Origin of the sequence: Yersinia sp. J1 (assembly GCF_050586585.1) — a bacterium.
GTDB lineage: Bacteria > Pseudomonadota > Gammaproteobacteria > Enterobacterales > Enterobacteriaceae > Yersinia > Yersinia entomophaga.
Genome location: NZ_JBOBDP010000001.1, coordinates 260,542 through 285,322, shown reverse-complemented (window position 1 = coordinate 285,322; position 24,781 = coordinate 260,542). Strand labels below are relative to the sequence as shown.

Genomic DNA, 24,781 nt, shown 5'->3' with positions numbered 1-24,781 from the left:
TCGCCTTGCCAACTATATGGTTGCGGATTCACTTATATGTATTATGATAATATCTGCATATATATTAATGACAGGAAAGAGTAACGTCATAGAATTTAAAACATATGCTTTTATTGGCCTACATGACGATATTTCTTCTTGCACTCGTGACTATTTTTCATTTTCACCTCACCACAACTTTGTCTACTCAAGGGTATGGGACATATTGGAAATCGAGACCAAACAGGCCAATGATATTTGTCAAAAACGCTAAAGACTTAACAGAATGGGTACACTGACCTTGAGAAAACCTGGCATTTCTCGGCATTGGCGTTTATGCATTTTCCTATTGAGAAAATACGTTATAAATCAGTGGTTTTTATTTTACCATAAGCCATGACCTGATATGCCAGCCGCATGATATTCGCAAATAATATCTTAATATTGAACGGATGTAAGCTCTTCTGGCTGCGATGCCCATGACTCAAGCTGTTCGGATAATTAACGTTTAGGCCTGTCAGTATCGCATCCCTCCACTCTATGCTAGCCTACTTTTCTTGAGCGCCGTTTGGCGATGTGCGCTAGAAATCAAACTTAAGATGAAATAATTCATTTTATGCTATGCGAAAACTAGTAAACAAATATATCATTTTCATGACCAATTTGGTTGCTTATGTTCTATGGAGTCTTGCGTCAAACAACCTGAAGATATTAACCCCTGCGCAGTTCCATTTATCGTCAAGAAAATATTATTTGCCATATTTAAGTCTATTATGAAGGTTAATTCAATTCCATTATTTAAAAATATGGCCACTATTCCGCATCAGAATAACAGAAACTTAAACACGTTTCGGCATTTCAAATGAGTAGTAATATATTATATCTTTAAATTAAATCGAGCACAGGCAAGAAAAACAAGATCAACTCAGCGCTGTAAATAAAAACGGTGTATGAAATAAGTAGGTAGTATCACTGTAGAATCGGCAAAATTCATCATCAGGTTCAAGAAATAAACATCCTTGCTTTGACGGGAGTTTAACTCCCGTCAATCGCTGATTATCGCATTACGCTGCCAGCGCCTTGGTGATTTTTTCGAATAAATCGCCAGACAGATTTTCCAGTCCTTTGAGCTGTTCCAACGCCTGACGCATCTTGGCCTGACGTTCGGCGTCATAACGTTTTAATCGAATTAATGGCTCGATTAAACGTGAGGCGACTTGAGGGTTACGAGTGTTCAGATCGCTTAAGATCTCAACCAGGAACTGATAACCGCTGCCGTCTTTAGCGTGGAATGCCGCCGGATTAGCTGAAGCAAACGCCCCGATCAGCGCGCGGGTGCGGTTCGGGTTGCTCAGGCTAAAGGACGGATGCTTCAGCAACGCGCGAACCCGTTCCAGAACGTCATCGGCTGGGCTGGATGCCTGCAAGGCAAACCATTTATCCATCACCAAACCATCGTGATTCCAGTGTACATCGAAGGCTTCCAACAGCTCATCACGGCACGGCAACTGCGCCGCAACCGCCGCAGACAGCGCTGCCAGCGAATCAGTCATATTATCAGCCTGATGATATTGGGCAGAAACCAGCTTGTTAGCAAACTCGGCGTCAGCAAACGCTAAATAAGCCAGACAGGTATTTTTCAACGCACGTTTAGCAATATCTGCATGCTCAACCCGATATTCCGGCGTCTGATTAGCCAGATATACTGCCAATAGTTCGTCGGCTAATTCTTGCGCCAGACAACGAGTAATCGCTTCGTGAACCGCCCCGATCGCTTCTGGGTCAATAGTCGTCAACAACTCGGCAATTTCGTTCTCTGAAGGCAAAGTCAGAATTTGCGCAGCTAACGCCGGATCCAGCTGCTCATCCAACAATACCGCGCGGAAGGCATCTGCCACATGTAGAGGCAAGGAAAGCGGTTGTTTTTGCTGATATTTCGCTACGTTCAGCTTGAAATAGGTCGCTAGCAAGGTCTGCGCCGCATCCCAACGAGAAAACTCATTGCGCGCACGCTGCATCAGGAAAGTTAACTGTTGATCGCTATACGGATAATCCAGTTTCACTGGCGCAGAGAACTCCCGCAGCAGCGAAGGCGTTGGCTTGCAAGGCACTTGATCAAAGGTAAAGGTTTCTTCGGATTTGGTCACATTCAGCACATGATGAACCGGCAAACCGTTTCGCTGAAGTGGAATGACTTCGCCTTTGCTATCGTAAAGCTCAATATCGAACGGAATATGTAGAGGTAACTTCTCGGCCTGATCGGCAGTCGGCAAGGTTTTCTGACTAATATGCAGGTGATATTGATGTTTTTCCGCATCATAGTCATCGCGTACCGTTACTAACGGCGTACCGGATTGGCTATACCAGCGACGGAATAGCGAAAGATCGACATTGGACGCATCCTCCATCGCCTGCACAAAATCATCACAGGTGGCAGCACTGCCGTCATGGCGCTCGAAATACAGCTGCATTCCGGCCTGGAACTGAGCTTCGCCTAATAATGTATGCATCATGCGGATCACTTCCGATCCTTTCTCATACACCGTCAGAGTATAGAAGTTATTCATCTCGATAACTTTATCCGGACGAATAGCATGAGCCATTGGGCTGGCGTCTTCCGCAAACTGCGCGGCTCGCATCACACGAACATTATCAATACGGTTTACTGGACGAGAACCCAAATCGGAGCTGAATTCCTGATCGCGGAAAACCGTCAGCCCTTCTTTCAAGCTGAGCTGGAACCAGTCGCGACAAGTCACGCGGTTGCCGGTCCAGTTATGGAAATATTCGTGGCCAATAACCGCTTCGATATTAAGATAATCTTTATCAGTAGCCGTTTCTGCTTTAGCCAGAACGTATTTGGAGTTGAAGACATTTAGCCCTTTATTCTCCATCGCGCCCATATTGAAGAAATCAACGGCAACGATCATATAAATATCGAGATCGTATTCCAGACCGAAACGAGTTTCGTCCCATTTCATGGAATTTTTCAGGGAAATCATAGCCCAATCGGCGCGATCCAAATTGCCGCGATCGACGAACAATTCTAACGCCACTTCCCGACCTGAACGGGTAATAAAGGTGTCTCTTAATACATCAAAATCACCTGCCACCAGAGCAAACAAATAGCTTGGTTTCGGGAACGGATCTTCCCATTTAACCCAATGACGGCCATCAGCCAATTCGCCCTGTTCCAGACGATTGCCATTGGATAACAGATAAGGATAGCGAGCTTTATCTGCCACAATAGTCGTGGTAAAACGCGCTAATACATCTGGACGATCCAGATAATAAGTAATATGGCGGAAACCTTCGGCTTCACATTGAGTGCACAGCGCTTCGCCGGAAAGATAAAGCCCTTCAAGAGCCGTATTGGTCGCCGGGTGAATGTCATTAACGATGGTTAAAGTAAACTGCTCCGGTAATTCTTCGATAACCAGAGTTTTGTCCTGTAGACGGTAGTGAGGCCACGGCTGACCATCTACACTGACGCTTAATAACGTCAGGTCTTCGCCATTCAAGATCAGTGGGGCACCTGCGGTTCCCTGACGTTTTACTTTACTGACTGCCGTTACCGTCGTTTTCTGCGCGTCCAACTCGAAATTTAAATCAATATCGGTAATGGTGTAATCCGGCGCACGATAATCGTGACGGTATTTGGCTTGCGGCTGTTGTGTCATAAAAACCCTTTTGACGTCATCAGTGAATATGATTACCCGGTCTGGTGTTTTTGTACTCAGATGGCGGAATCTCTGTACTACAGAGACTTTCCATCCAGACTCAGAGTGAATTTAAATGTATCACAGCTGTAAAAAAAACCCAGTTGAGAACCTGAAGGATTTCTATGAACAACAGGTATCGCAGGGATAACTACGATGACCCCAATTGGTCAAGGTGATAGCCGTCAGGTAATTGAAAACCAAATACTCTGTTTATTTTATTGTCTGGCTATTACTCAGCATAACACTCGTTGCCGTTGGTGTTTTTTGTTGCGGAATATGTGTCGGCTCCAAGGTATGTGGACAAAATGAACTAGAATAGAAATAGAGTGTAAAAATACGACTGACAGTATCAGAAATATCTCTCGTTAAGTTTAATCTCAGAGTGGTATCATTCACGCAATAGCTCATCACCAACAAGCTGATTCGAATGGATATGACGGAGTAAGTGGTGTAATGCACAACGAAGGCTGATCGGGAACAATACGGCTATGAGAGTAAAATATCTTATTTATTTTTTCACACTTTCATTAATGCTATTTTTCTCTGTATTCGTTTACACCAACATATCTCGCAATAGCGCCATCGCAGAAAACAATAAATTAAACCTGTATAAAATTGAGCGATTACAAGAATTTACCGAGGCATTTCAGGCCGTATTGCACATGCATCGCTTAAAAAAAATCAGTTTAATCAAAACCGATATAAACCAGGAAGAAATCAATCAGGCAGTAATAACTGCCACTAAGAAAATAGCGATATTTAAAAAAAATGCCAATTCAATTATGGTTGAAAAACTGGGAGCCACTTATAAATACCTGGTAATTTCTTCGGTTCAACTGATGGATAAATTAATAGCCAATGATTTGCGTGCAAGTTCAGGAATGCCTTTGGTCAATAGTTATCTCTATGACCTGAATAATGCATTTTATATCTCTGAGGTCAAACAGAAATACTCGCTTTATACTATCGACAACCGTCTGATAAAATCTGAATCATATATCTTCCTAGAAGCCATCAGAATAAATAGCCGTTTGGTTATGACCCTTACCGATTTAGTCGATCAGATCGTTGATATCAATTTAGCCAAAGTTCAGCGACCAGAGCCCTATCTTAAAGCGATCCAACTTACCGGCGTGCTCTACTCGCTGCAACCTCGTTTCGGTTTTATCGAAAAAACATACAGACTCAATCAGATGAGTCACGTAGTCAACGATTTACAAGGCAAGATATCGCTGCAAAACAGCGAAAAAATCGCCAATGATTTATATCTCTCTATGACCAAAAACGAAAAGTACAATGTCAGAGATATTTATGAGTATGTAAATTATATTGACTCAATTTCCCAAAGATTTAATAGCCAAGTATTTGAAAAAGAAATAAAATCACTCAAAAGTAACATCCTAAAAAGTAACATAAGAGTAGAGAGTACCCTTTCCATCGGAATGTTATTAGCTCTATTTATTATCGTCCCATGCCTGATATTTTGCGTTAATATCAATAAATGGTTATCTGAAACTACAACGAATATCAAAAAGCTCTCTCAGGGAAATATGAATATTGAGAATCAGGGGGTTTATCTGAGTCAGGATCTTATTGCTATTACCGACGCAATTAAAGATCTGCGCCGTTATCAGTTAGATAAAGTCCTTCTTGAATCTGAAAAACAAAACCTGATTGGTGAGCTGGAAAAAGCGTCCTTTATTGATCCGCTGACCAATATTTATAATCGTCGAAAACTGTTTAACCTGTGTGAAGCCATGCCTGCCGCTAGTTATCCGATGGCTTTCGCTTTGATCGATATCGATAACTTCAAGTCACTTAATGACACCTACGGCCATGATGTAGGTGATAAGGTGCTGATTGAATTCAGTAAGCTCCTGATATCCCATTTCCGCTCCACCGATATCTTTTCACGCTACGGCGGAGAAGAGTTCGCCATTGTATTAAGTAACTGTACGCCGGAGGACGCAATTCGAATCATGAATAACCTACGGTTAAAAGTGAAACAACTGACGCTGAAATTAGAAGATGGCACCACGGTTATGTTCCGTATCAGCTGCGGCATTGCCATGCTAAACAACTACTCAGAAATGAAAAGGGCTATTAAGCAAGCGGATGAAGCCTTGTATTATTGCAAAGGCAATGGCAAAGATCGGGTCAGTTTTTATACCGCAAACGGTTTTATTTAGCCTAATAACAGAACAACCACGCCGTTTTTATTGTGGTTTTCCCACACAATTAATTCCTTATAAAAATAACTGTAATAAAATTTATCTGAATAGCGCAGTTTCTGACGATAAATCAACCAGGTATTTTGTTTCTGTTAAGAATAAAAAATGACAAATAATAACCCTACATTTCGGGTGACCAATAAATAACCCCTGCATCTAAGTCACGAAAATATTTAGCTTATTTTATTTTCCATAGACTAAAAGGCCGACGAGTAAAGTTGATGGCACGTTTAACTCTAGATCTTGTTACGCCATTTATGGTGTTATGAGGGTTCAATCACAGGATAATACCGGTATACTCCTGCAACTTTATTGATTATGCCGAATCTGGAAAATGCTCCTACGAGGATGCTGTAACGCGCCATGACTCAAGACGCCTCTCCGATTTTGACTTCATTGCTTGATACGGATGCTTACAAGCTTCATATGCAACAAGCAGTGTTTCATCGTTATCGCCATATTACCGTTGCTGCGGAATTCCGCTGCCGCGGTGACGAATTGCTGGGCGACTATGTGGATGAAATTCGTCGTCAGATCGCTCTTATGAGTGAACTGGCGTTAACCAAGGACGAATTCGCCTATCTGTCCGGCCTCCCCTTCTTCAAATCCGATTATCTGAATTGGTTACGAGATTTTCGGTTCAACCCGCAGCAGGTCACCGTATCCGCCCGCGAGGGGAAACTGGATATTCGAATTTCCGGTCTGTGGTGTGAAGTTATTATGTGGGAAGTACCATTGCTGGCGGTTATCAGCGAAGTGGTGCATCGCCACCGCTCGCCGCAGATCGTCCCGCAGATGGCTATCGAGAAACTCCGCGCCAAGCTGTTACAATTCAATCAATTAAGCGGTGATGTGGATATCTCCCGTTTCAAATTGATGGATTTCGGCACCCGTCGCCGTTTCTCCGGTGAAGTGCAGCAGGCGGTTGTCAGCACCTTACAAGCAGAGTTTCCTTATTTGGTTGGCACCAGCAATTACGATCTGGCTCGCCGATTATCTCTGACGCCGGTGGGCACTCAAGCACACGAATGGTTCCAGGCTCATCAGCAAATCAGCCCCGAGCTGGCGAGCAGTCAGCGCGTTGCCTTACAAGCCTGGCTGGATGAATATCCGGATCAACTGGGGATTGCTCTAACCGATTGCATTACCATGGATGCTTTCCTGCGCGATTTCGATCTGCCTTTTGCCTCTCGCTATCAGGGTTTACGCCATGACTCCGGGGATCCGGTAGAATGGGGTGAAAAAGCCATTGCTCACTTTATCAAGCTGGGAATTGACCCAATGAGCAAAACGCTGGTGTTTTCCGATAATCTTGATCTGGAGAAGGCGCTGTATTTATATCGCCATTTCTATCAGCGGATCAATCTGGTCTTTGGTATTGGCACCCGCCTGACCTGTGATATTCCGGGTGTCAAACCGCTAAATATCGTGATTAAGCTGGTGGAATGCAATGGAAAGCCCGTGGCCAAATTGTCAGACAGCCCTGGAAAAACCATTTGCCAGGATCCAGCCTTCGTTGATGAACTGCGTGAAGCCTTTGATTTGCCTTTAGTACAAAAGGCTAGCTAACCGCAGGGTGCCGGGTGAGTCTCCCTCATCCGGCCTATTTCACTCTCCCTCCTTTATATAGCATCAGATACAGAGCCACGATCTTCGCCATCCGCCGATTTATTTATCTTAACCGCAGAAATCTTGCACTAATCCGATGATTTCCTCTTGTGTCCTGCACTGCCGCAAGTAACATAGCAACATCCCCATATTTTGGGTTTTAATTTATTTCTGAACCAAAACTTATAAAGAGAGAAATCTATGAGCGTAGTGCCTGTAGTCGACGTACTGCAAGGCCGTGCTGCGGTTGACAGTGAAGTCACCGTACGCGGTTGGGTGCGTACCCGGAGAGATTCTAAAGCTGGCATCTCCTTCGTCGCCGTTTATGACGGTTCCTGCTTTGATCCGTTACAGGCCGTCGTTAATAATACTCTGCCGAATTATCAGGACGAAGTGCTGCATCTGACCACCGGTTGCTCGGTTGAAGTGACCGGCACCGTCGTTGCCTCTCCGGGTGAAGGCCAGAGTTTCGAAATTCAGGCGACCAGCGTGAAGGTTGTCGGCTGGGTGGACGATCCGGATACCTATCCGATGGCGGCCAAGCGCCACAGCATCGAATACCTGCGCGAAGTCGCTCACTTACGCCCACGTACCAACCTGATTGGTGCCGTTGCGCGCGTTCGCCACACTTTGGCGCAGGCGATTCACCGTTTCTTCCATGAAAACGGTTATTTCTGGGTTTCTACTCCGCTGATTACCGCATCCGATACCGAAGGCGCAGGCGAAATGTTCCGCGTATCGACTTTGGATCTGGAAAACCTGCCGCGTACTGACGAAGGCAAAATCGATTTCAGCGAAGATTTCTTCGGTAAAGAAGCCTTCCTGACCGTATCGGGTCAGCTAAACGGTGAAACCTACGCCTGTGCGTTATCCAAGGTTTACACCTTCGGCCCGACTTTCCGCGCGGAAAACTCCAACACCAGCCGCCACCTGGCTGAATTCTGGATGATTGAGCCGGAAGTCGCTTTCGCCTCTTTAGATGATGTTGCAGCTCTGGCTGAAAAAATGCTTAAGTACGTCTTCCAGGCCGTTCTGGACGAGCGAGCTGACGATTTGGCCTTCTTTGCTCAACGTGTAGATAAAGATGCGATCGATCGTCTGCAACGTTTCGTAAGCTCCGACTTTGCGCAGGTAGATTACACCGACGCAATTGAAATCCTGCTCGCATCTGGCCAGACCTTTGAAAACGAAGTGTCGTGGGGTATCGATCTGTCATCCGAGCACGAACGCTATCTGGCTGAGAAACACTTCAAAGCGCCGGTAGTGGTTAAAAACTACCCGAAAGACATCAAAGCTTTCTATATGCGTATGAACGAAGATGGTAAAACCGTAGCCGCGATGGACGTATTAGCGCCGGGTATTGGGGAAATCATCGGGGGTTCACAGCGTGAAGAACGTCTGGATGTTCTGGACCAACGTTTGCAAGAAATGGGCCTGAATAAAGAAGATTACTGGTGGTATCGTGATCTTCGTCGCTACGGCACCGTGCCACATTCTGGTTTTGGTCTTGGATTTGAGCGTTTGATCGCCTATGTGACCGGCGTACAAAACGTCCGTGACGTGATCCCGTTCCCACGTACCCCCAGAAACGCCAGCTTCTAAATTAATCATTTCCAATTGATTTCTGTTAGTTGTCTAAAAAAAAGCCAGCTTATGCTGGCTTTTGTCATTTTTTAAAGTTTGATATTAGTCACAAAGTTCCCTTTATTTTACATTTAGTAACACTTTGTCTTTTAATGAAACAGTTTTTGTCAATTAGTAGCATTTTCGGTGTGGATTAACCGGTCTGTGAATGGAACACTGCGTCTCAGACACAGACGACACCAAACTCTCAACAATAGTTCCAAAAAAATTATTGGCGGCAGTGGCAGGTGTCCGAATAACACCAATGAGGGTAATAATAATGATGAAGCGCAATATTCTTGCAGTAGTAATCCCTGCTCTGTTGGCTGCTGGTGCAGCAAATGCGGCAGAAATCTACAATAAAGACGGCAATAAACTGGATCTGTACGGTAAAGTTGATGCCCGCCATCAGTTCTCCGATAACGCAGGCGAAGATGGCGACGAAACTTACGTTCGTCTCGGCTTCAAAGGCGAAACCCAAATTACTGACCAACTGACCGGTTTCGGCCAGTGGGAATACAACATTCAGGCTAACCACGCCGAATCTCAGGGCGACAAAGGCAACAAAACCCGTTTGGGCTTTGCTGGTCTGAAATTTGCTGACTACGGTTCATTCGACTACGGCCGTAACTACGGCGTACTCTATGACGTGAGCTCAGCGACCGATGTGCTGCCAGTATTCGGCGGCGACTCTGTCGCTAAGACTGACAACTTCATGAATGCCCGTTCTACCGGTCTGGCGACTTACCGTAACAATGACTTCTTCGGTCTGGTTGATGGTCTGAACTTCGCTCTGCAATACCAAGGCAAAAACGAAGAAGGCCGTAACGACGTTAAAGTTGAAAACGGTGACGGCTTCGGTATCTCTTCTACCTATGATATCGGTTACGGCGTAAGCTTCGGTGCAGCTTATGCTTCTTCTAATCGTACTGATACCCAGAAACGCTTCACCACTGCTGAAGGCGACAAAGCTCAGTCATGGAACGTAGGTGCTAAATACGACGCAAACAACGTATACCTGGCTGCAATGTATGCTGAAACGCTGAACACCACGCCATACGGTTCAGCTAGCAACACTATCGCTAACAAAACTCAGAACATCGAAATCGTTGCGCAATACCAGTTCGATTTCGGTCTGCGTCCTTCCCTGGCCTACGTCCAGTCTAAAGGTAAGGATCTGAACAGCGTTTACGGTAATGACCAAGACCTGTTGAAATATGCTTCTGTTGCTACTTACTACTACTTCAACAAAAACATGTCTACCTACGTTGATTACAAAATCAACATGCTGGACAAAAATGACTTCACCGTTGCTAACGGCATCAACACTGATGACGTAGTGGGTGTTGGCTTGGTTTACCAGTTCTAAGTTGTCCGACTTAATGCCAACTCGGTTGGTGTAAGTAAAAAAGGCAGGGCTTCGGCTCTGCCTTTTGCTTTCTGTATTTTACTTTTAAACCCTGACTTACATTGTGCATAATCTGCTACTTCCTGAGTAATTCTGACGATTTTTCACCCGTAATCACCCCGCCTCACAAGATTGATCTCTTTTTCTCGCAAACGGTTGGCAAAGCCCTGAACTGGCGCTACCCTGATGATTCTGTCCGCTTAACTCTAAGCCATGGAAGCATCTGACATGTTTGAAAAAATCACTGCTGCACCTGCCGATCCTATTCTGGGTCTGACCGATATTTTCCGCGCCGATGACCGCCCAAATAAAATCAATCTGGGTATTGGTGTTTATAAAGATGAAACCGGTAAAACGCCGGTGCTGACCAGCGTGAAAAAAGCTGAACAGTATTTGCTGGAAAACGAAACAACAAAAAACTATCTGGGTATAGACGGCCTGCCGGTCTTCGCCAGCTGCACTCAGGCATTGCTGTTCGGTAAACAAAGCCCAATCGTAACGGAAAAACGTGCGCGCACTGCGCAGACTCCGGGCGGCACTGGCGCATTGCGTATCGCAGCCGACTTTATTGCTCACCAAACTTCAGCTAAACGCGTTTGGGTCAGTAACCCAAGCTGGCCAAACCATAAGAATGTATTCTCCGCTGCCGGTCTGGAAGTGGTTGAATATAATTATTATGACGCAGCCAACCACGCGCTGGACTTTGATGGCCTGCTGAAAAGCCTGTCAGAAGCCCAAGCCGGTGACATAGTGCTGTTTCACGGCTGCTGCCATAACCCGACCGGTATCGATCCAACCGACGAACAGTGGGCTAAACTTGCCGAACTGTCTGTGGCTAAAGGCTGGCTGCCGCTGTTCGACTTCGCCTATCAGGGTTTTGCTCGTGGTCTGGAAGAAGACGCTCAGGGCCTGCGTATTTTCGCCGCTAGCCATAAAGAACTGATCGTTTGCAGCTCTTACTCTAAAAACTTTGGCCTGTACAACGAACGCGTCGGCGCCTGCACCATCGTTGCGGCAGACAGCGATATCGCGGAGAAATCCTTCAGCCAGGTCAAAGCGGTTATCCGCGCTAACTACTCTAACCCACCGGCTCACGGCGCCTCAGTCGTTGCTACCATTCTGAGTAATGACGCGCTGCGTGCTATCTGGGAACAAGAGCTGACCGATATGCGTCAACGTATCCATCGGATGCGCCAACTGTTTGTTAATACCCTGCAAGAGAAAGGGGCAAAACAGGACTTCAGTTTCATCATTAACCAGAACGGCATGTTCTCGTTCAGTGGTTTGACCAAAGAACAGGTGCTGCGTCTGCGTAATGAGTTTGGCGTGTATGCGGTGAATTCAGGTCGCGTTAACGTAGCTGGCATGACACCAGACAACATGGCTCCACTGTGTGAAGCCATCGTCGCGGTACTCTGATTCAATTTTCAGTGGATTGTGGTTAAAGGGTGCCTTAGGCACCCTTTTTAGGTTTTAGCTCCGACGCCGCTTCTTCGAAGGTCGCCTGATTGATATTTTTTTCGATAAACTCAGCCATAGGCATTGGCCGGCCAAATAGATAACCCTGTAGATAGTCAACATTACACGCTTGCAGATAACGCGCCTGCGTTTCGTTTTCCACCCCTTCCGCTATCGTCATCAACCCCATTTTCGTTGCCAGATCGATGACATTCTCCACGATGATGCTGGATAACGCATCAGAACCGATCATTCCAACGAAGCTCTGGTCAATTTTCAGGAAGTCTACTTTGAATTTTTGCAGATACACCAGACTAGAGTGGCCGGTACCAAAGTCATCTATGGCAATAAATACGCCTAAGGCATGCAGTTCAGCGAACAAACGATCGGTAATTTCATCGGCAACAATCAATTTCCGCTCGGTCAGTTCCAGCGTAATATTGATAGGCTTTTCTGCAAAGGCGGCAATAAATGCGCGGCAGTCATCTACCAGACTTAAATCACGACAATGGTCGGCACTGATATTGAAACCAAAATGGAAATCATCCGGTAGCTGGCTGGCATAAGGAGCAAACATACTGCTGACCTGCTGCATAATAGAGCGTGTCATCGGCACAATTAATCCGCTATCTTCTGCCAGAGGAATAAAACGGTCTGGCTGAATCATGCCATGAGTTGGGTTATGCCAACGCATTAGCACTTCGCAACCGATACAGTGCTCCCCTTTCCCAGTCACTACCGGTTGCAGGTAAGGCACGAACTCCCCGTTTTCCAACGCAAGATTGAGTATCTGCATCGGCGAAGAGGATTTTCCGCACAAACGGAATACCAGAAACGCGGAAATAAAACCTAACAGAGGGAAAAATATTAAGCTGCCGGTGGCATATTGCCAGGCATAGGCTAGATACTGGCCATGAGTCAGGGTAGTTGAGATGGAATACGCATATTTTTCCGAAGCAAGAGTCAACGGCATGTTTTTATGCAATGGGTTACCTGCATGGGTATTTCCCGCGGCATCCATCCAACGATCGCCGATAATCAATCTGAGCTGTATATCCCCGCTCAGCAGGTTAAGAATATTATGTAAGTAATAACCATCAATGCCAACCAGGGTGCTGTAGTCCCCGGCCACCTGCCGGTATATCACCACCGGTCGTGAAGGCGTCACTTTATTTCCCGACATCAGGTATAACTGACCATCAACGTAAGCCGATGAATTGACGTAATCGTCATAAGGGCCATAAAGGGAAGTGCAATAAATCTGATTGCCCCGTCGAGTTAAATTTACCGAGCGGACGTCGGGAATTGTAGCCACCTGATCGCGTAAATTTTGAACTACCTGTAAGCAAGGTTGCCCTAGACTGCCCTGTACCCGAGTCGCGGCAAGATGAGCATTATCAAAAATACGGTCAATCATTTGCCGAGCATGCTTTAACTTAGTTTCGGCGTCTGAGTGCATATTATTAACTGTCTGCACATAAATAACGCCAGCACCAAATAGGATAAACAGCAGCAACACCAAAAAGGATAGTCCCAATCGGGGCAACAACTTTCTTAAACTGGAACGACGAAATGGCATAGTAAATTCCATGAAACGACTATAAAGCTGCTATAAGAAAAAATGATTGTTATTTATTTCCTCTACGGTAAAGCTGGCTAATAAATTAATCTTCGAGGTTAGCCCAACATCATTCGAGACCATACTACTGTTAGTATTGTTCGCTGCGGATATTACACAAATTTATTTATCGTTTCTTGAGGAAAATACTCGGGTTTACCTTATTCGATCAAAACACATTTAAAAAGGCGCCAATCGGCGCCTTTAGAACATCTACTGCAGGGTAGAACCATTTACCAAATGGCCGGTTCGTCGATAATAAACGGATTGCTCTGCCGTTCATGGCCAAGGGTAGACATCGGGCCGTGACCGGGAATAAACGCCATATCATCACCCAAAGGCAGTAGCTTCTGTTTGATGGAGTCGATCAACTGCTGATGATCGCCGCGTGGGAAATCACTACGACCAACGCCGCCTTTGAAAATCACATCGCCGGTTAAGGCTAACCTCGCCTGCGGGTTGATAAAGACAATGTGCCCCGGGGTATGCCCCGGACAATGAAGCACCGATAACCGCATTTCGCCCACATTTATCTCATCACCTTCTTCCAACCAACGCGTTGGCTCAAACGACTGACACTCCCCCAGACCGAACATACGGCTCTGTGCTGGCAAGCCTTCCAGCCAAAAACGATCTTCTTTTTCCGGCCCGATGATAGGCACCTGATAGAATTCGGCCAGTTCTGCCGCCGCGCCAACGTGATCTAAATGGCCGTGAGTTAACAGGATCTGCGTGACCGTGACGCCCAAACGACGCACTTCAGCAATGATTTTTTCGGCGTCGCCACCGGGATCGACCAAAGCAGCCTGCAATGTTGCATCACACCAAATCAAAGTACAATTTTGGCTGAACGCCGTTACCGGAATAATATGATATTTCATAAGGCTCCAACTCCAGTGGCCTAACCGATAAAGCTATCCCACTGGCTGAATATTGCTGATCACCAGGTCCGCGCCGGCCCGGTATCAATATGCACAAAGTTACTACGTGGGTAATATCCTACACCACCTGCACGCATTTTTAATGCCGCTTTACGGATATTACTTAGCTGAATACCTTCGATATGGAAATCCATCGCTTTACCCAAGGTGTGGAAGCTATGTTTGGCGACGCCTCGGCTATGTTCACGCATTTCATTATTGGTATTTAGCGAACGGTAGCCAGAAATAAGCTGTACCGGCTTGGTGGTACCAAGCAGACCTTGTAAGCGGTAGAGTTGATCAAACAGGCGTGGGTCAATGGGCTTAACTTTGTTGGCACGATAATCGCGGAAAATATGATTTAAGCGACTCAATTCTTCTTTATTGTAACCTTTGCCGTCAAAAAATTCGGCTTTGATAGACTCACCTGTATTCAGGTTATTTAAGGTCAAGATCCGTGGGCGGGGAGTAGAAAGGGTCGCGAATGCGTGCCCTGGTAACAGCGAAAGGCCCAGCGCTGTCCCGCCTAAGGTTAGCCACTTGCGGCGATGATTGTCGATTTTATCCATGATCGTTTCTACCCGGCAATAATGTCAAAAGTAAGCGCAAAACGCACCGCCCCGAACCATAACCGCCCGCGGAAAACCAGTCAACCCGCGTGAGGCGAAGGTTCCTAGGCGCTCGCAAAAATGAGCGCCTGTCAGACAACCAAGTATTCAGACCATTAGTTATTGAGTTTTACTGCATTTATTGTATTAAAAGCTCTGCTTGTGGTGTGATTTGTGCACCCGATCTCACCGTTTTATCATAATTGTAAATATCTGTGCGGAATTGAGGTTTACCATCGTCCGCAACCCACGCCGTCAGATAATACAGTTGCACCGGAATACGCTGACGAATATTCACGTAAGTGGTATCCCCTTGTTTTAACGTGGATGATATCCGCGCATTGTTCCAACCCGCATCCTGCAACAGCATATTGGCCAGATCGGAGGCCTTGTTCACGCGCACACAGCCGGAGCTTAATGCCCGAATATCTTTCTGGAACAGGCCGTGGTTCGGTGTGTCATGCAGATAAATGGCATCAGAACTTGGCATATTGAATTTATAACGCCCCAGGGAGTTAGACGCTCCTGGCGCCTGACGCAGGCGGTACGGGAAGTTATTCGGCGAGATCGTGCTCCAATCAATCATTGAAGGAACGATAACTTCCGCATCATTGCTCCAGCCAGATAACACCGTATAGCCGTGACGCTGGAAATAACTGGAATCATTGCGCGCTTTCGGCACGATATCCTGACGCACCAGTGAGGTTGGCACGTTCCACGGCGGATTGACCACCACATTATTTAGCGCGCTACTCATCAGCGGCGTTTTACGGCTAGGTCGGCCGACAATCACGCGTGACGACAATACTTCAGTACCATTCTGGTAGTAACTCAGCGAATAGTTCGGGATATTCACCATGATGCCCGTGTCGATCTGCCCCGGTAGAATACGCAGCCGCTGAATATTCAACGCCAGCAGACTGGCTCGCATTTGCGGAGAAACGTTGAGCCATTCGCGGGTTCTCGGACCAATCACGCCATCATCGGTTAGACCTTGCCATTGCTGGAAGCGTTTTACCGCCGCGACCAGATCTTCGGTGTATTGATTGTCGGTCACGCTCAGCGCACTGCCGGAATGTTTAGCTACCGGAGTCTGCGGAGAAGTGACCATTTCAGAGATCGGGGCCGCCGCCGGGCTAACTACCAGCGAATGAGCCTGCGCACGAGTTTTTTCTTCATCGACGGATAAATCGTCGTTAACTGCGGCGACCGAAGGATTATCCATCGGAATCACTTCCGGCGACTTAACCGGAGCGGCTGGAGCGGCGTTTAGCATGCCACTGCGATCCAGTATTTCTCGCAGCGCAGGAATATCATCGCTAAGCTGACCAGGGCGCAACGTCGCCGCGCCGGTAAACTGCGGCCAAGGACGATTGTCGGCCAGCATGGTTTTCAGCGCCTGATGCATCTTTTCATACTGCGGATGCTGTGGTACCAAAGTCGAAAGGTAGGCGGCAGTATTGCCTTCGCGTATGGCTTGCTGCCAACGGTTCAGTATCGTGGCAGGCGGCATGGCCATTTTGTAAGGGACGTTGCTATAGAGCCAAACGCTGCCGTTGGCGCCAACGCCTGACACAAAGTGCAGGTAGCCCAACATTGCGTCTGACAGAATCACATCTCGCGCCATTCCTTTGACTTCCGGGTCGCTCAACCATTTTACCCATTGCATAAACTGCGGCTGAATGCCGGACATCGCTAGTTCAGCTAATTGCTGCTGAAATCTCTTTACCGCCAGACGATCCTGCCACATCGGCCGCATCTGGTTAGACGCATATAGCTCCGCCAGATTGGAAGCGTAATAAGGCGTGATATTTTTTGGCAGCACGGCCAGCAGTTTAGAGCGGCTCTGCGCTACCGACATGGTTCCTGTCTCCACGGGCAAAGCCGCAGAGTCGACGGGCAAAGTCGGTGCAGTGGCTGAAGCGCTGAACATAGGTATCTGGCTACAGATAAGTGCGCAATATAGGGCTAATGGCCGTAGTGAATTTCTCTTTTCTAGCGACATTCTATGCCCCCGGTATGCTCATCTAAGTACGTCATAGTTTGTCGTGACCATTACTAATAAGTTTTATTATACAAACAGAAATGATATTTGACTTATTTATACGACAAAGTAAATCGATTCTTTACGCTAACAGATTTCTCACATCGATAAAATGGAAGCTCATTTTATTTAAGCTATAAAAAATGGCCGTCTGTTAGCGGCCATTTTCATTTATTTACGCCTCAGTTAATTCCGAAGTTATTGCAGTATTTCTGTCTGTGTTGTCGCGATAGCCGGTAAATCATTGGCGAAACCGCGTAATCCAACCACATGAACATGCTCATGATTCTGGAAAACTTTACGCACTAGTTTATAGGTGGTGCCTTTTTCCGGACTGATATTTTCCGGCGCAGCGATAATTAATTGCATTTCCAATCGTTCACACAGCTCGAACAGCGTCGCAATAGATTTCGCATCCAGTCGTGCGGCTTCATCAAGGAACAGCAAGCGACAAGGAGAAATATCTTTCCCGCGCAGGCGACGAGATTCCTCTTCCCAACTCTGCACCACCATCACCAGAATAGACATACCGGTACCGATAGCTTCACCGGTAGACAACGCCCCGCTCTCCGCGCGTAGCCAACCGTCTGCGCCACGGAAAACTTCAACTTCCAGCTCAAGGTAGTTACGGTAATCTAACAGCTCCTCACCGATGGTTTGCGGCAAACGCTGCCCCATATCCATTTGCGGGTTCAGGCGTTGATACAGTTTGGCCAGCGCCTCCGAGAAGGTCAGACGGTTGCTGTTAAACAGATCCTGATGCTGCTCCTGCTGCTCAGACAGCACATCCAGTAAAGTGGCATGGGCTTCTCGTACATTCACGTTCAACCGCACGCTTTTCACCTGTCCGAAGGAAACCGCCTGCAAGCCTTGGTTCAGCATACGAATACGGTTCTGCTCGCGCTGAATGGTTTTGCGGATGATATTCGCCACACTTTTGGAGCTAATTGCCAGTTTTTGTTCACGGGCAGTCAGTTCTTCGGTCAGGCGACCCAGCTCGATTTCCATCTGTTCAATGGCTTCAACCGGATCGTCGGTGCGAATAATATCCTGACGAATACGCTCGCGCAGATGCTGGTAAACCGCGATATAGAACTGAATTTTGCGTTCCGGACGCTTCGGATCTTCCGACAGACGCAGCACATCGCGCAGATGTTCGTTATCAGATACTGCCAGACGCAGTGCGCCTAGGGCTTTATCCGACATCGAACGCAGTTCTTCGCCGTCCATATACGCCAGTTCACGACGATGTAAGCGACGCTCGACGCCGTTATCTTTCACCATGCGCATCACCGCGCACCAGCCGGATTTGGCATTCACCACCTGCTCGCGAATCTGGTGATAATCTCGCTCCAGTTTGCGCAGTTTCTTTTGCAGGCTATCCATTTCCGCTTCACAGAAGGTCAACTGTTTTTCCAGCTGATTACGACGTGAACGGTTGGTGCTGAGCGCCGCATGCAATTCATCGCGACGAGCTCGCGCACGCGCTTCTGCATTCGCATCGGCCTGAACGCCAATATCCTGCAATTCCTGGGTCAGCTCTTTGAGCATATCCCGCTTAGCATCATAAGAACTTTTCAGTGACGCCAGTACCTGACTGTACTGAGTGAACTGGGTCTGGTATTGACGTAATTGCTCGCGAGCGCGAGTACGATCGGCTTCCGCGTGCTCCAGACGTTGACGCAGTTTGTCGTTCAGATCGGAGTTTTCATTCAGCATACCGGCAGAATCGGTATAGCTGAAGTGAGCCCGGCGCTGAACCACTTCCGTTAAGGCAAAGGCCTGCTGCTTGGCCTGACGCTGACTGTTTTGCGCCTGAATATAGCTTTCTTTCAGCTGTTCATGCTGCTGCGGATCGCTTTGCAGCACCGCCAGTAAAGGCTCCAGCTTGATCAGAGCATTACCGTGCTGCTGAATATGACGCGCCGCTTCCTGCGCTTCAGCCAACTCTTCGCTGATTTCTTCCACCCGATCCTGCAAAGCGTCGTCAAGCAGCAAAGACACCAGCGGAATCAGTCGATTCAGCGCCGCAATGCCTTCTTTAGCCTGTTCAAACTGCTGACGCTGCTGCTGATTTTGATCTTCGTGAGCACTCAGAGCGCGCTCAATTTCACCGCGACGGGTATTCAGCAGGCGAATTTCAGCTTCTGGATCCGCATCGAAAGCCACCGCCAGATGAGAACCAATAAAGCGGCTGAATGCCTGATGGGCGCGCTGGGTTTTCTGTACGTCGAAGGAAAGCGTGGCATAACGTTCCGCCAGACTGTCACGCTCGGCGTGCAGGGTTTCCAGACGATTTTCCCGCGCCGCGCGGCCAAACAGCGGCACTTCCGGATAGCGGGAATAACGCCATTGGCGATCGGCGATTTTCACCACCACCGCTTTTTCATGTTCTTCGACGGCAAATACGCTGTCATCAAAGGACTGCGGGTCTCCTTCGATCAGATACAAGTCTTCCGGACAGTCTTCCAGCCCCACCAACTGATCGCGAACCAGCGACAGATCCGGTACCACGATACCGTGGCGAGATGGACCGTAGAGCGCGGAGAAGTACGGCGCATCGTCGATAGTGACATCGTCATAGATTTCAGACAGCAATACGCCGCCGAAACGCTCGGCTAACGCCACCATGCGCGGATCTTCCGCACCACTTGGCTGGCTCAGACGCTCAATTTGCGCTTCAATCTGACGTTTACGTGCCGCGACTTCATCGCGCTCAACGGTAGTTTCACGTTCGCGCTCAAGCAGTTGCTGCATGTATTCCGTCACCTGACGGCTGTCTTCCAGCGATACCCCACTTTGCTCACTCAGTTGATTCAGTGCGTCCTGCGCCGCAAGCCAGATGGGCGCACGGCTGGTTAGCGTCTGAATTTTCTGCTTAATCTGTTCCAGTTCCTGGCGCATTTCCATGCGGCGTTCACCGGCATCGGACACGCTGAGGGACAATTCCTCAACTTTTTGCTCCAGCTCACGCTGTAATTCTTCCAGCTCTTCAGGCTGATAAACCTGGCCCTGACGCTTACAGAACTCCTGCAACAGACGCTCGGCATCCTGCTGAGAACGCAGGCGCTGCTCCAGCTCAGACAAACGCATACGCAGCGGTTGTACTCGCTCCGCCAGATGTTGCTGCGACGGCCAATCACGCAATAATTCCCGTGCGGTCTGCCAGGCTTCGCTGCGGCTCACCTGACCGGCAATATTAACCACCAGCTGATAAGCCTGTTCAAACTGACTGTGCGCCGCATCAGCCACGCTGAGCTTTTGTTCCAGCAACAGCAGCGATTCCGTAGCTTCCTGCTCTTTAGCATGGAAAGTGTCCAGCCAATCTTCGGCGTTGTCAGCAGTCAAATCCGGGATCTGACACAGCGCGCGCGCGCGCTCCAAAGCCTGTAAAGCTTGCTGATACTGAATGGCGCGAGTTTGCTGCACATCCAGCGCCTGCTGATAATCTGCCAGCTGGCTTTTCAGCTCATCCACTTCTTGCTCGGCCGCTTCCGCACGGGCTTCGTTTTCCGCCTGCTGTTCGCTGGCTTCGGCCACCACTTCGTTCTGTTCTTCCAAGCGGTAAGTCAACTCTTCCAAATCGCTCTGATAACGCTCGATTTTTTCCTGCTGACGCATCGCCGTTTGCACCAAATTCAGGTGGTCGCTGGCGGCCTGATAATCGGTTTCCAAATCGGATTCAGCGGCGCTTTGTTCCGCCAGCTCGCGGGACATTTCTACGTGACGATACTGCTCAGTCACCAACTGCTTGCGGCTGCTAAGTAAATCGCGGCGCAGCACTAACGCGCCGTCCAGGTGAATCCGGCGCTCGTTGGCGTGACGCATATAATCCGCCGCCACGTAGGAAGTGGCTTCGGAAATCAAATGCTTGAACAGATCACGATCCGATTGAGTCACGCGAATCGCTTCCAGCGTCATGCGGTTTTCCCGCAGCGCGGCTTCCATGTCCTGGAAGGCTTTACGCACGCCACTGTTTTCCGGCAACAGATAGTCGCGCAGCGAGCGGGTAATGGCGCTGGAAATCCCGCCATACAGAGAGGCTTCAATCAATCGGTAAAACTTGCTGCGATCGGCAGAAGAACGCAGGCGTTTTGGAATCACACCCAAATCAAACATCAGGGAGTGATAATCGGTGATGGAGTTAAATTGCTTAAACTGCACCCCTTCCATTTCTTCCACACGCTCTTTCAGCTCTTGCAGAGAAAGCACTCGCGCCTGACGCTCGCCTACCACTTCGGTGAGGATCTGCGTCGGCTGAATCGCCGTTGGCAAGCCCTGAATGGTGAAAGGTTTGATATCAACTTTACGATCGCGACCGGCCACCTGCTGCAAGCGCACCCCGACCACCACGCGCTGGTGACGGGAATTGATCACATCCAGCGTGGAATAACACACCCCGGCACGCAGTTTCCCGTGTAACCCTTTATCGCGGGAACCGCTGGTGGCACCGGCTTCGGTGGTGTTACGGAAATGCAGCAAAGTCAGATCGGGAATCAATGCCGTCACGAAAGCCGCCATGGTGGTGGATTTACCGGCTCCGTTACCGCCGGACAACGTAGTAACCAACTCATCCAGATCGAAGGTGCGGGCAAAGAAACCGTTCCAGTTTACCAGCGTGAGTGAGCGAAATTTACCGCGTTCAATCATTCCTGTTCATCCTCTGCACTTTCCGCGGCATTCGCCTGGGTTGATTCGTTCTCGTCGTTATCGTCTTGCAGCGACAGACTGTTTTCCACCGCCATCGCTTCGCCATCACGAATCATACGTAACTGCGCTTCCCGCGGGTCATCGCCGCTGCGCACATCGGCACCAAAACGGAATACCGCTTCAGTAATACGGAATTTGCTGCTGTCGTTGCCCATAAAGTAGAGCATACCTAAACGACGTAAGCGGTTGAGAGAAGTACGGACTTTCTCCTGCAACTTTTGCTTATCCAGATCGGAACCGGTAGAGCGCTGGTTAACAAACTTCAGCAACTTGCTCTCATCCGCCAGACTCAGCAACTCTTCATACATTTCCTGCTGGCTGAAAATCCCCTCGTGAGCCAGACGTTCCGGGCTGAGATAGAGATAGCACAGAATTTTACCCACCATCATGTCCAGTTCGGACAAGACCGAACGCGGGATCAGCGTGGTTGAACGCGGACGCAAATAGAAGAAACCTTCCGGCGCACGAATCAGCTCAACGTTATAGCGGGTATAAAATTCTTCCAACTGATCCTGAAAATCCATCAGGAAGGCGTGGTTGTCCAACTCATCTATGCCAATATGTCGGCCAGCTCGCAGCTGACTGTCCAATGCAGGAAACAGCGAATTGCTCAATGCCTGCGCCAGTTTAACTGGCATTACTAACTCAATATTTGTCGATGACATGTGCCTGCACCTTGGCTCCGTAATCATTAATCGCCAGCCATTCCGCCGGTAACCCTGAAAAATCGGCTTCGGCCACACCGAGGCGAACCGCCTGGTCGACCAGGATACGAGCCACGTCAAAATGACGAGCACGCGGATATTGCGCAAGATAATCGCGCATCACTTCCCCCAGATTAAGCGGTATCTGCTGTTGTTGATACACCAGCAGCGCCTGTTCAATCATGGCGGCAATTTGTTCGCGGATTTCGTTGAACTCTTCAAATTCGAGATCCGGCGGCAGTTCCCCGGTCACTTCCTCACTACGCAGAGCCAGTTCTTCATCACGCATATCCAGCATGCGGTCGGCGTTGGCGTAGGTCAGTGTCCACGGGTTATCAAAGTAATTCTGTACCGACTGACGTAAACGCTGAGCGAATACGCGGTTTTTATCCATATCGATAGCGGTACGAATAAATTTATGCACGTGGCGATCGTAACCGATCCACAGATCGATGGCCTGCTGTCCCCAGCTAATAATGCGATCCAGTTTGCTTTGCAAATCAAACACCAGCTTATCAACCAGATCCAAACCTGCATTACCGATAGTAGCTTCCTGAATACGCAGTAGATTAGCCTGTAATTTATCCCCGGCGGCTTCCAGCGTATCTTGCAGCTCGCGCAGGGTACCGGAAGTTTCAGACAACAACAGCTCACAGCTGGCAATCGCCGCGCGCCAGTCCTGATTGAGCAAAGCGGCGATATCTTCTTTCACGCTGTTTTGCTGCTCATCCATCAGGCGCTGGGTCATATCGATGCTATCGAAGATTTCTGCGACGGAATATTTCAGCGGGGCAAAGACGTTACGATGCCAGTGGAATTCGTCGCCGCCCTCTTCTGCCGCTTCCGCCGCGCGCTGTAACTCTTGCGCCACAATAGATAACTGCATGGAAAGACGCAGCGTAGAGAATTCACGTTGACGAATATAATAATCGGTAATGCCGATGCCCAGCGGCGTTAGTCGGTAAATGGCATTGCCATCCGCCAGTTCGCTGGTGAATCGGTTAAGAAGACGCTGCCGAACCATATCATTAATGGCGTTATTGGCCCGTACGGCAACGGTTTCGTGGGTTTGTTCAAAGCCTTTACTGACGTGACGAAACGCATCGATCAGCTCGCCTTCGCTCATTTCGCCGTCCAACCGCTCACCGTTTAAGGTGGCAATGGCCAGAATAAATGCCAAACGCTCCGTTGGCAGCGAAATCGAGAAATCATTTTTTCGCGCCCAGGCGACCAGTTCGGGTACTGTCTGGGAAAATTCACTCATAGTTGGTCCTTCAGGTTCGGCTTAAACGCCATAACATGCACGTAGCGCCCCAAACTAATAAAGGGTTCCTGCCGACAATAGCGCTGTTCCAGCGCCAGTAGCTCAGCAAATTCTTCCACCTGCTGCTGTTTGTTCTTTAAGTAATCGTGGAACACCCGCACTCCCGTCTTGCCGCTAATGGTCATCCCCATTTGCTCAAGCCAGCCATAAACCTTAGGCGGGTCCAAAGGATACTGCGGCGACAGAGAACGTCGGCGGCGTCTTTTCACATCAGGCGTAGCCAGTTGGAAGTTACCCAACACGGCGTTTCGCATCACCAGGCCGTTTGAATTGAAAAACATCAGGGACAGGGCGCCGCCGGGGGTTAATGCATCACAAAGTACCTGTAAAACCTCTTCGGGTTCCGCAATCCACTCCAACACCGCGTGAAACAATACCAGATCAACCGGCTGTTCCAAATGTTGGGTGATATCCTGAGCCGCACTTTGTATAAATTGCATGTTGTGGCTCACACCTTTTTCCTGCGCAGCCGCCTGCGCGCGCTGAATCATCTCGCCGGAAAGGTCGCACAACATTACCTGATGTCCAAGGGCAGCCAACTGAGAGGCCATATGTCCTTCACCACCGCCCGCGTCGAGAATCCTTAGCGGTCGCTGCGGCAACTGTGTCAACAGCTCGGTGATATCTTGCCAAACCACGGCCTGACGAATCATTCCCTTCGTCGTGCCGTAGATATTACGCGAGAATTTTTCGGCAATATCATCGAAATTGCGATCCTGCTGCATGGACAACTGCTCCGTTAATGAAATCTATACCTTTTCACTTTCGCTCTATCGCCTGTAAGCCAGGGTACGAAACTTCGCGGGTATATAACGACAGGGGAA

General features: G+C 48.4%; 14 protein-coding genes. 5 read left to right on the top strand and 9 right to left on the bottom strand.

Features of this window, described 5'->3' with window-relative positions:
- Positions 1–1,043: 1,043 nt before the first annotated feature.
- A complete protein-coding gene (gene pepN, locus ACQ4OC_RS01220) occupies positions 1,044–3,659 on the bottom strand; it encodes an aminopeptidase N (RefSeq protein ID WP_064512931.1) in 2,616 nt (871 codons plus the stop codon).
- Positions 3,660–4,189: 530 nt separating this feature from the next.
- Between pepN and ACQ4OC_RS01215 the strand changes: the two genes are divergently transcribed.
- From ACQ4OC_RS01215 to ACQ4OC_RS01195, 5 genes are all read left to right on the top strand, one after another.
- Positions 4,190–5,890, top strand: a complete 1,701-nt coding sequence (locus tag ACQ4OC_RS01215) for a GGDEF domain-containing protein (RefSeq protein ID WP_064512929.1) — start codon at positions 4,190–4,192, stop codon at positions 5,888–5,890.
- Positions 5,891–6,295: 405 nt separating this feature from the next.
- Positions 6,296–7,501 carry a nicotinate phosphoribosyltransferase gene (gene pncB / locus ACQ4OC_RS01210; protein WP_064512927.1) on the top strand — a complete coding sequence of 402 codons (1,206 nt, stop codon included), beginning with the start codon at positions 6,296–6,298 and terminating at the stop codon, positions 7,499–7,501.
- A 240-nt stretch (positions 7,502–7,741) separates the two neighbouring features.
- Complete coding sequence (gene asnS / locus ACQ4OC_RS01205; RefSeq protein WP_064512925.1) at positions 7,742–9,142, top strand: asparagine--tRNA ligase; 1,401 nt, start codon at positions 7,742–7,744, stop codon at positions 9,140–9,142.
- A 304-nt stretch (positions 9,143–9,446) separates the two neighbouring features.
- Positions 9,447–10,532 (top strand): porin OmpF, encoded by a 1,086-nt coding sequence (ompF, locus tag ACQ4OC_RS01200; protein ID WP_430970976.1) that lies wholly within the window; start codon positions 9,447–9,449, stop codon positions 10,530–10,532.
- A 267-nt stretch (positions 10,533–10,799) separates the two neighbouring features.
- Positions 10,800–11,990: an amino acid aminotransferase gene (locus tag ACQ4OC_RS01195; protein WP_064512921.1), complete on the top strand. Its 1,191-nt coding sequence runs from the start codon at positions 10,800–10,802 to the stop codon at positions 11,988–11,990.
- Between the two features lie 34 nt (positions 11,991–12,024).
- On the opposite strand, the gene ACQ4OC_RS01190 is transcribed toward ACQ4OC_RS01195, so the two are convergent.
- The 8 genes from ACQ4OC_RS01190 to cmoM all read right to left on the bottom strand — a co-directional run bounded on the left by ACQ4OC_RS01190 (position 12,025) and on the right by cmoM (position 24,682).
- Positions 12,025–13,608 carry an EAL domain-containing protein gene (locus tag ACQ4OC_RS01190; protein WP_084414269.1) on the bottom strand — a complete coding sequence of 528 codons (1,584 nt, stop codon included), beginning with the start codon at positions 13,606–13,608 and terminating at the stop codon, positions 12,025–12,027.
- Positions 13,609–13,880: 272 nt separating this feature from the next.
- The gene (locus ACQ4OC_RS01185) at positions 13,881–14,528 is read right to left on the bottom strand and encodes an MBL fold metallo-hydrolase (RefSeq protein ID WP_064512919.1); all 648 of its coding nucleotides are present in this window, start codon (positions 14,526–14,528) and stop codon (positions 13,881–13,883) included.
- 59 nt (positions 14,529–14,587) lie between these two features.
- Complete coding sequence (locus ACQ4OC_RS01180) at positions 14,588–15,136, bottom strand: YcbK family protein (protein WP_064512917.1); 549 nt, start codon at positions 15,134–15,136, stop codon at positions 14,588–14,590.
- Positions 15,137–15,314: 178 nt separating this feature from the next.
- Entirely contained in the window at positions 15,315–17,180 is a 1,866-nt protein-coding gene (gene ldtD, locus ACQ4OC_RS01175) for a L,D-transpeptidase (RefSeq protein ID WP_430970862.1), read from the bottom strand.
- 237 nt (positions 17,181–17,417) lie between these two features.
- On the bottom strand, positions 17,418–21,869 hold the full coding sequence (gene mukB, locus ACQ4OC_RS01170) for a chromosome partition protein MukB (protein ID WP_430970861.1): 4,452 nt from the start codon (positions 21,867–21,869) through the stop codon (positions 17,418–17,420).
- Positions 21,866–22,594, bottom strand: coding sequence for a chromosome partition protein MukE (gene mukE / locus ACQ4OC_RS01165; RefSeq protein ID WP_064512911.1), 729 nt, complete (start codon positions 22,592–22,594; stop codon positions 21,866–21,868). The genes mukB and mukE overlap by 4 nt, the downstream gene beginning before the upstream one ends.
- On the bottom strand, positions 22,575–23,897 hold the full coding sequence (mukF, locus tag ACQ4OC_RS01160; RefSeq protein ID WP_049596498.1) for a chromosome partition protein MukF: 1,323 nt from the start codon (positions 23,895–23,897) through the stop codon (positions 22,575–22,577). The genes mukE and mukF overlap by 20 nt, the downstream gene beginning before the upstream one ends.
- Positions 23,894–24,682: a tRNA uridine 5-oxyacetic acid(34) methyltransferase CmoM gene (cmoM, locus tag ACQ4OC_RS01155; protein WP_120806102.1), complete on the bottom strand. Its 789-nt coding sequence runs from the start codon at positions 24,680–24,682 to the stop codon at positions 23,894–23,896. The genes mukF and cmoM overlap by 4 nt, the downstream gene beginning before the upstream one ends.
- Positions 24,683–24,781: the final 99 nt, after the last annotated feature.

Coding starts and splice junctions, on each gene's coding strand:
- pncB (WP_064512927.1), top strand. CDS start 6,296: ATGACTCAAGACGCCTCTCCGATTTTGACTTCATTGCTTGATACGGAT.
- ACQ4OC_RS01195 (WP_064512921.1), top strand. CDS start 10,800: ATGTTTGAAAAAATCACTGCTGCACCTGCCGATCCTATTCTGGGTCTG.
- ACQ4OC_RS01180 (WP_064512917.1), bottom strand. CDS start 15,136: ATGGATAAAATCGACAATCATCGCCGCAAGTGGCTAACCTTAGGCGGG.
- ompF (WP_430970976.1), top strand. CDS start 9,447: ATGAAGCGCAATATTCTTGCAGTAGTAATCCCTGCTCTGTTGGCTGCT.
- ACQ4OC_RS01215 (WP_064512929.1), top strand. CDS start 4,190: ATGAGAGTAAAATATCTTATTTATTTTTTCACACTTTCATTAATGCTA.
- asnS (WP_064512925.1), top strand. CDS start 7,742: ATGAGCGTAGTGCCTGTAGTCGACGTACTGCAAGGCCGTGCTGCGGTT.
- ACQ4OC_RS01185 (WP_064512919.1), bottom strand. CDS start 14,528: ATGAAATATCATATTATTCCGGTAACGGCGTTCAGCCAAAATTGTACT.
- cmoM (WP_120806102.1), bottom strand. CDS start 24,682: ATGCAGCAGGATCGCAATTTCGATGATATTGCCGAAAAATTCTCGCGT.
- pepN (WP_064512931.1), bottom strand. CDS start 3,659: ATGACACAACAGCCGCAAGCCAAATACCGTCACGATTATCGTGCGCCG.
- mukB (WP_430970861.1), bottom strand. CDS start 21,869: ATGATTGAACGCGGTAAATTTCGCTCACTCACGCTGGTAAACTGGAAC.
- mukF (WP_049596498.1), bottom strand. CDS start 23,897: ATGAGTGAATTTTCCCAGACAGTACCCGAACTGGTCGCCTGGGCGCGA.
- ldtD (WP_430970862.1), bottom strand. CDS start 17,180: ATGTCGCTAGAAAAGAGAAATTCACTACGGCCATTAGCCCTATATTGC.
- ACQ4OC_RS01190 (WP_084414269.1), bottom strand. CDS start 13,608: ATGCCATTTCGTCGTTCCAGTTTAAGAAAGTTGTTGCCCCGATTGGGA.
- mukE (WP_064512911.1), bottom strand. CDS start 22,594: ATGTCATCGACAAATATTGAGTTAGTAATGCCAGTTAAACTGGCGCAG.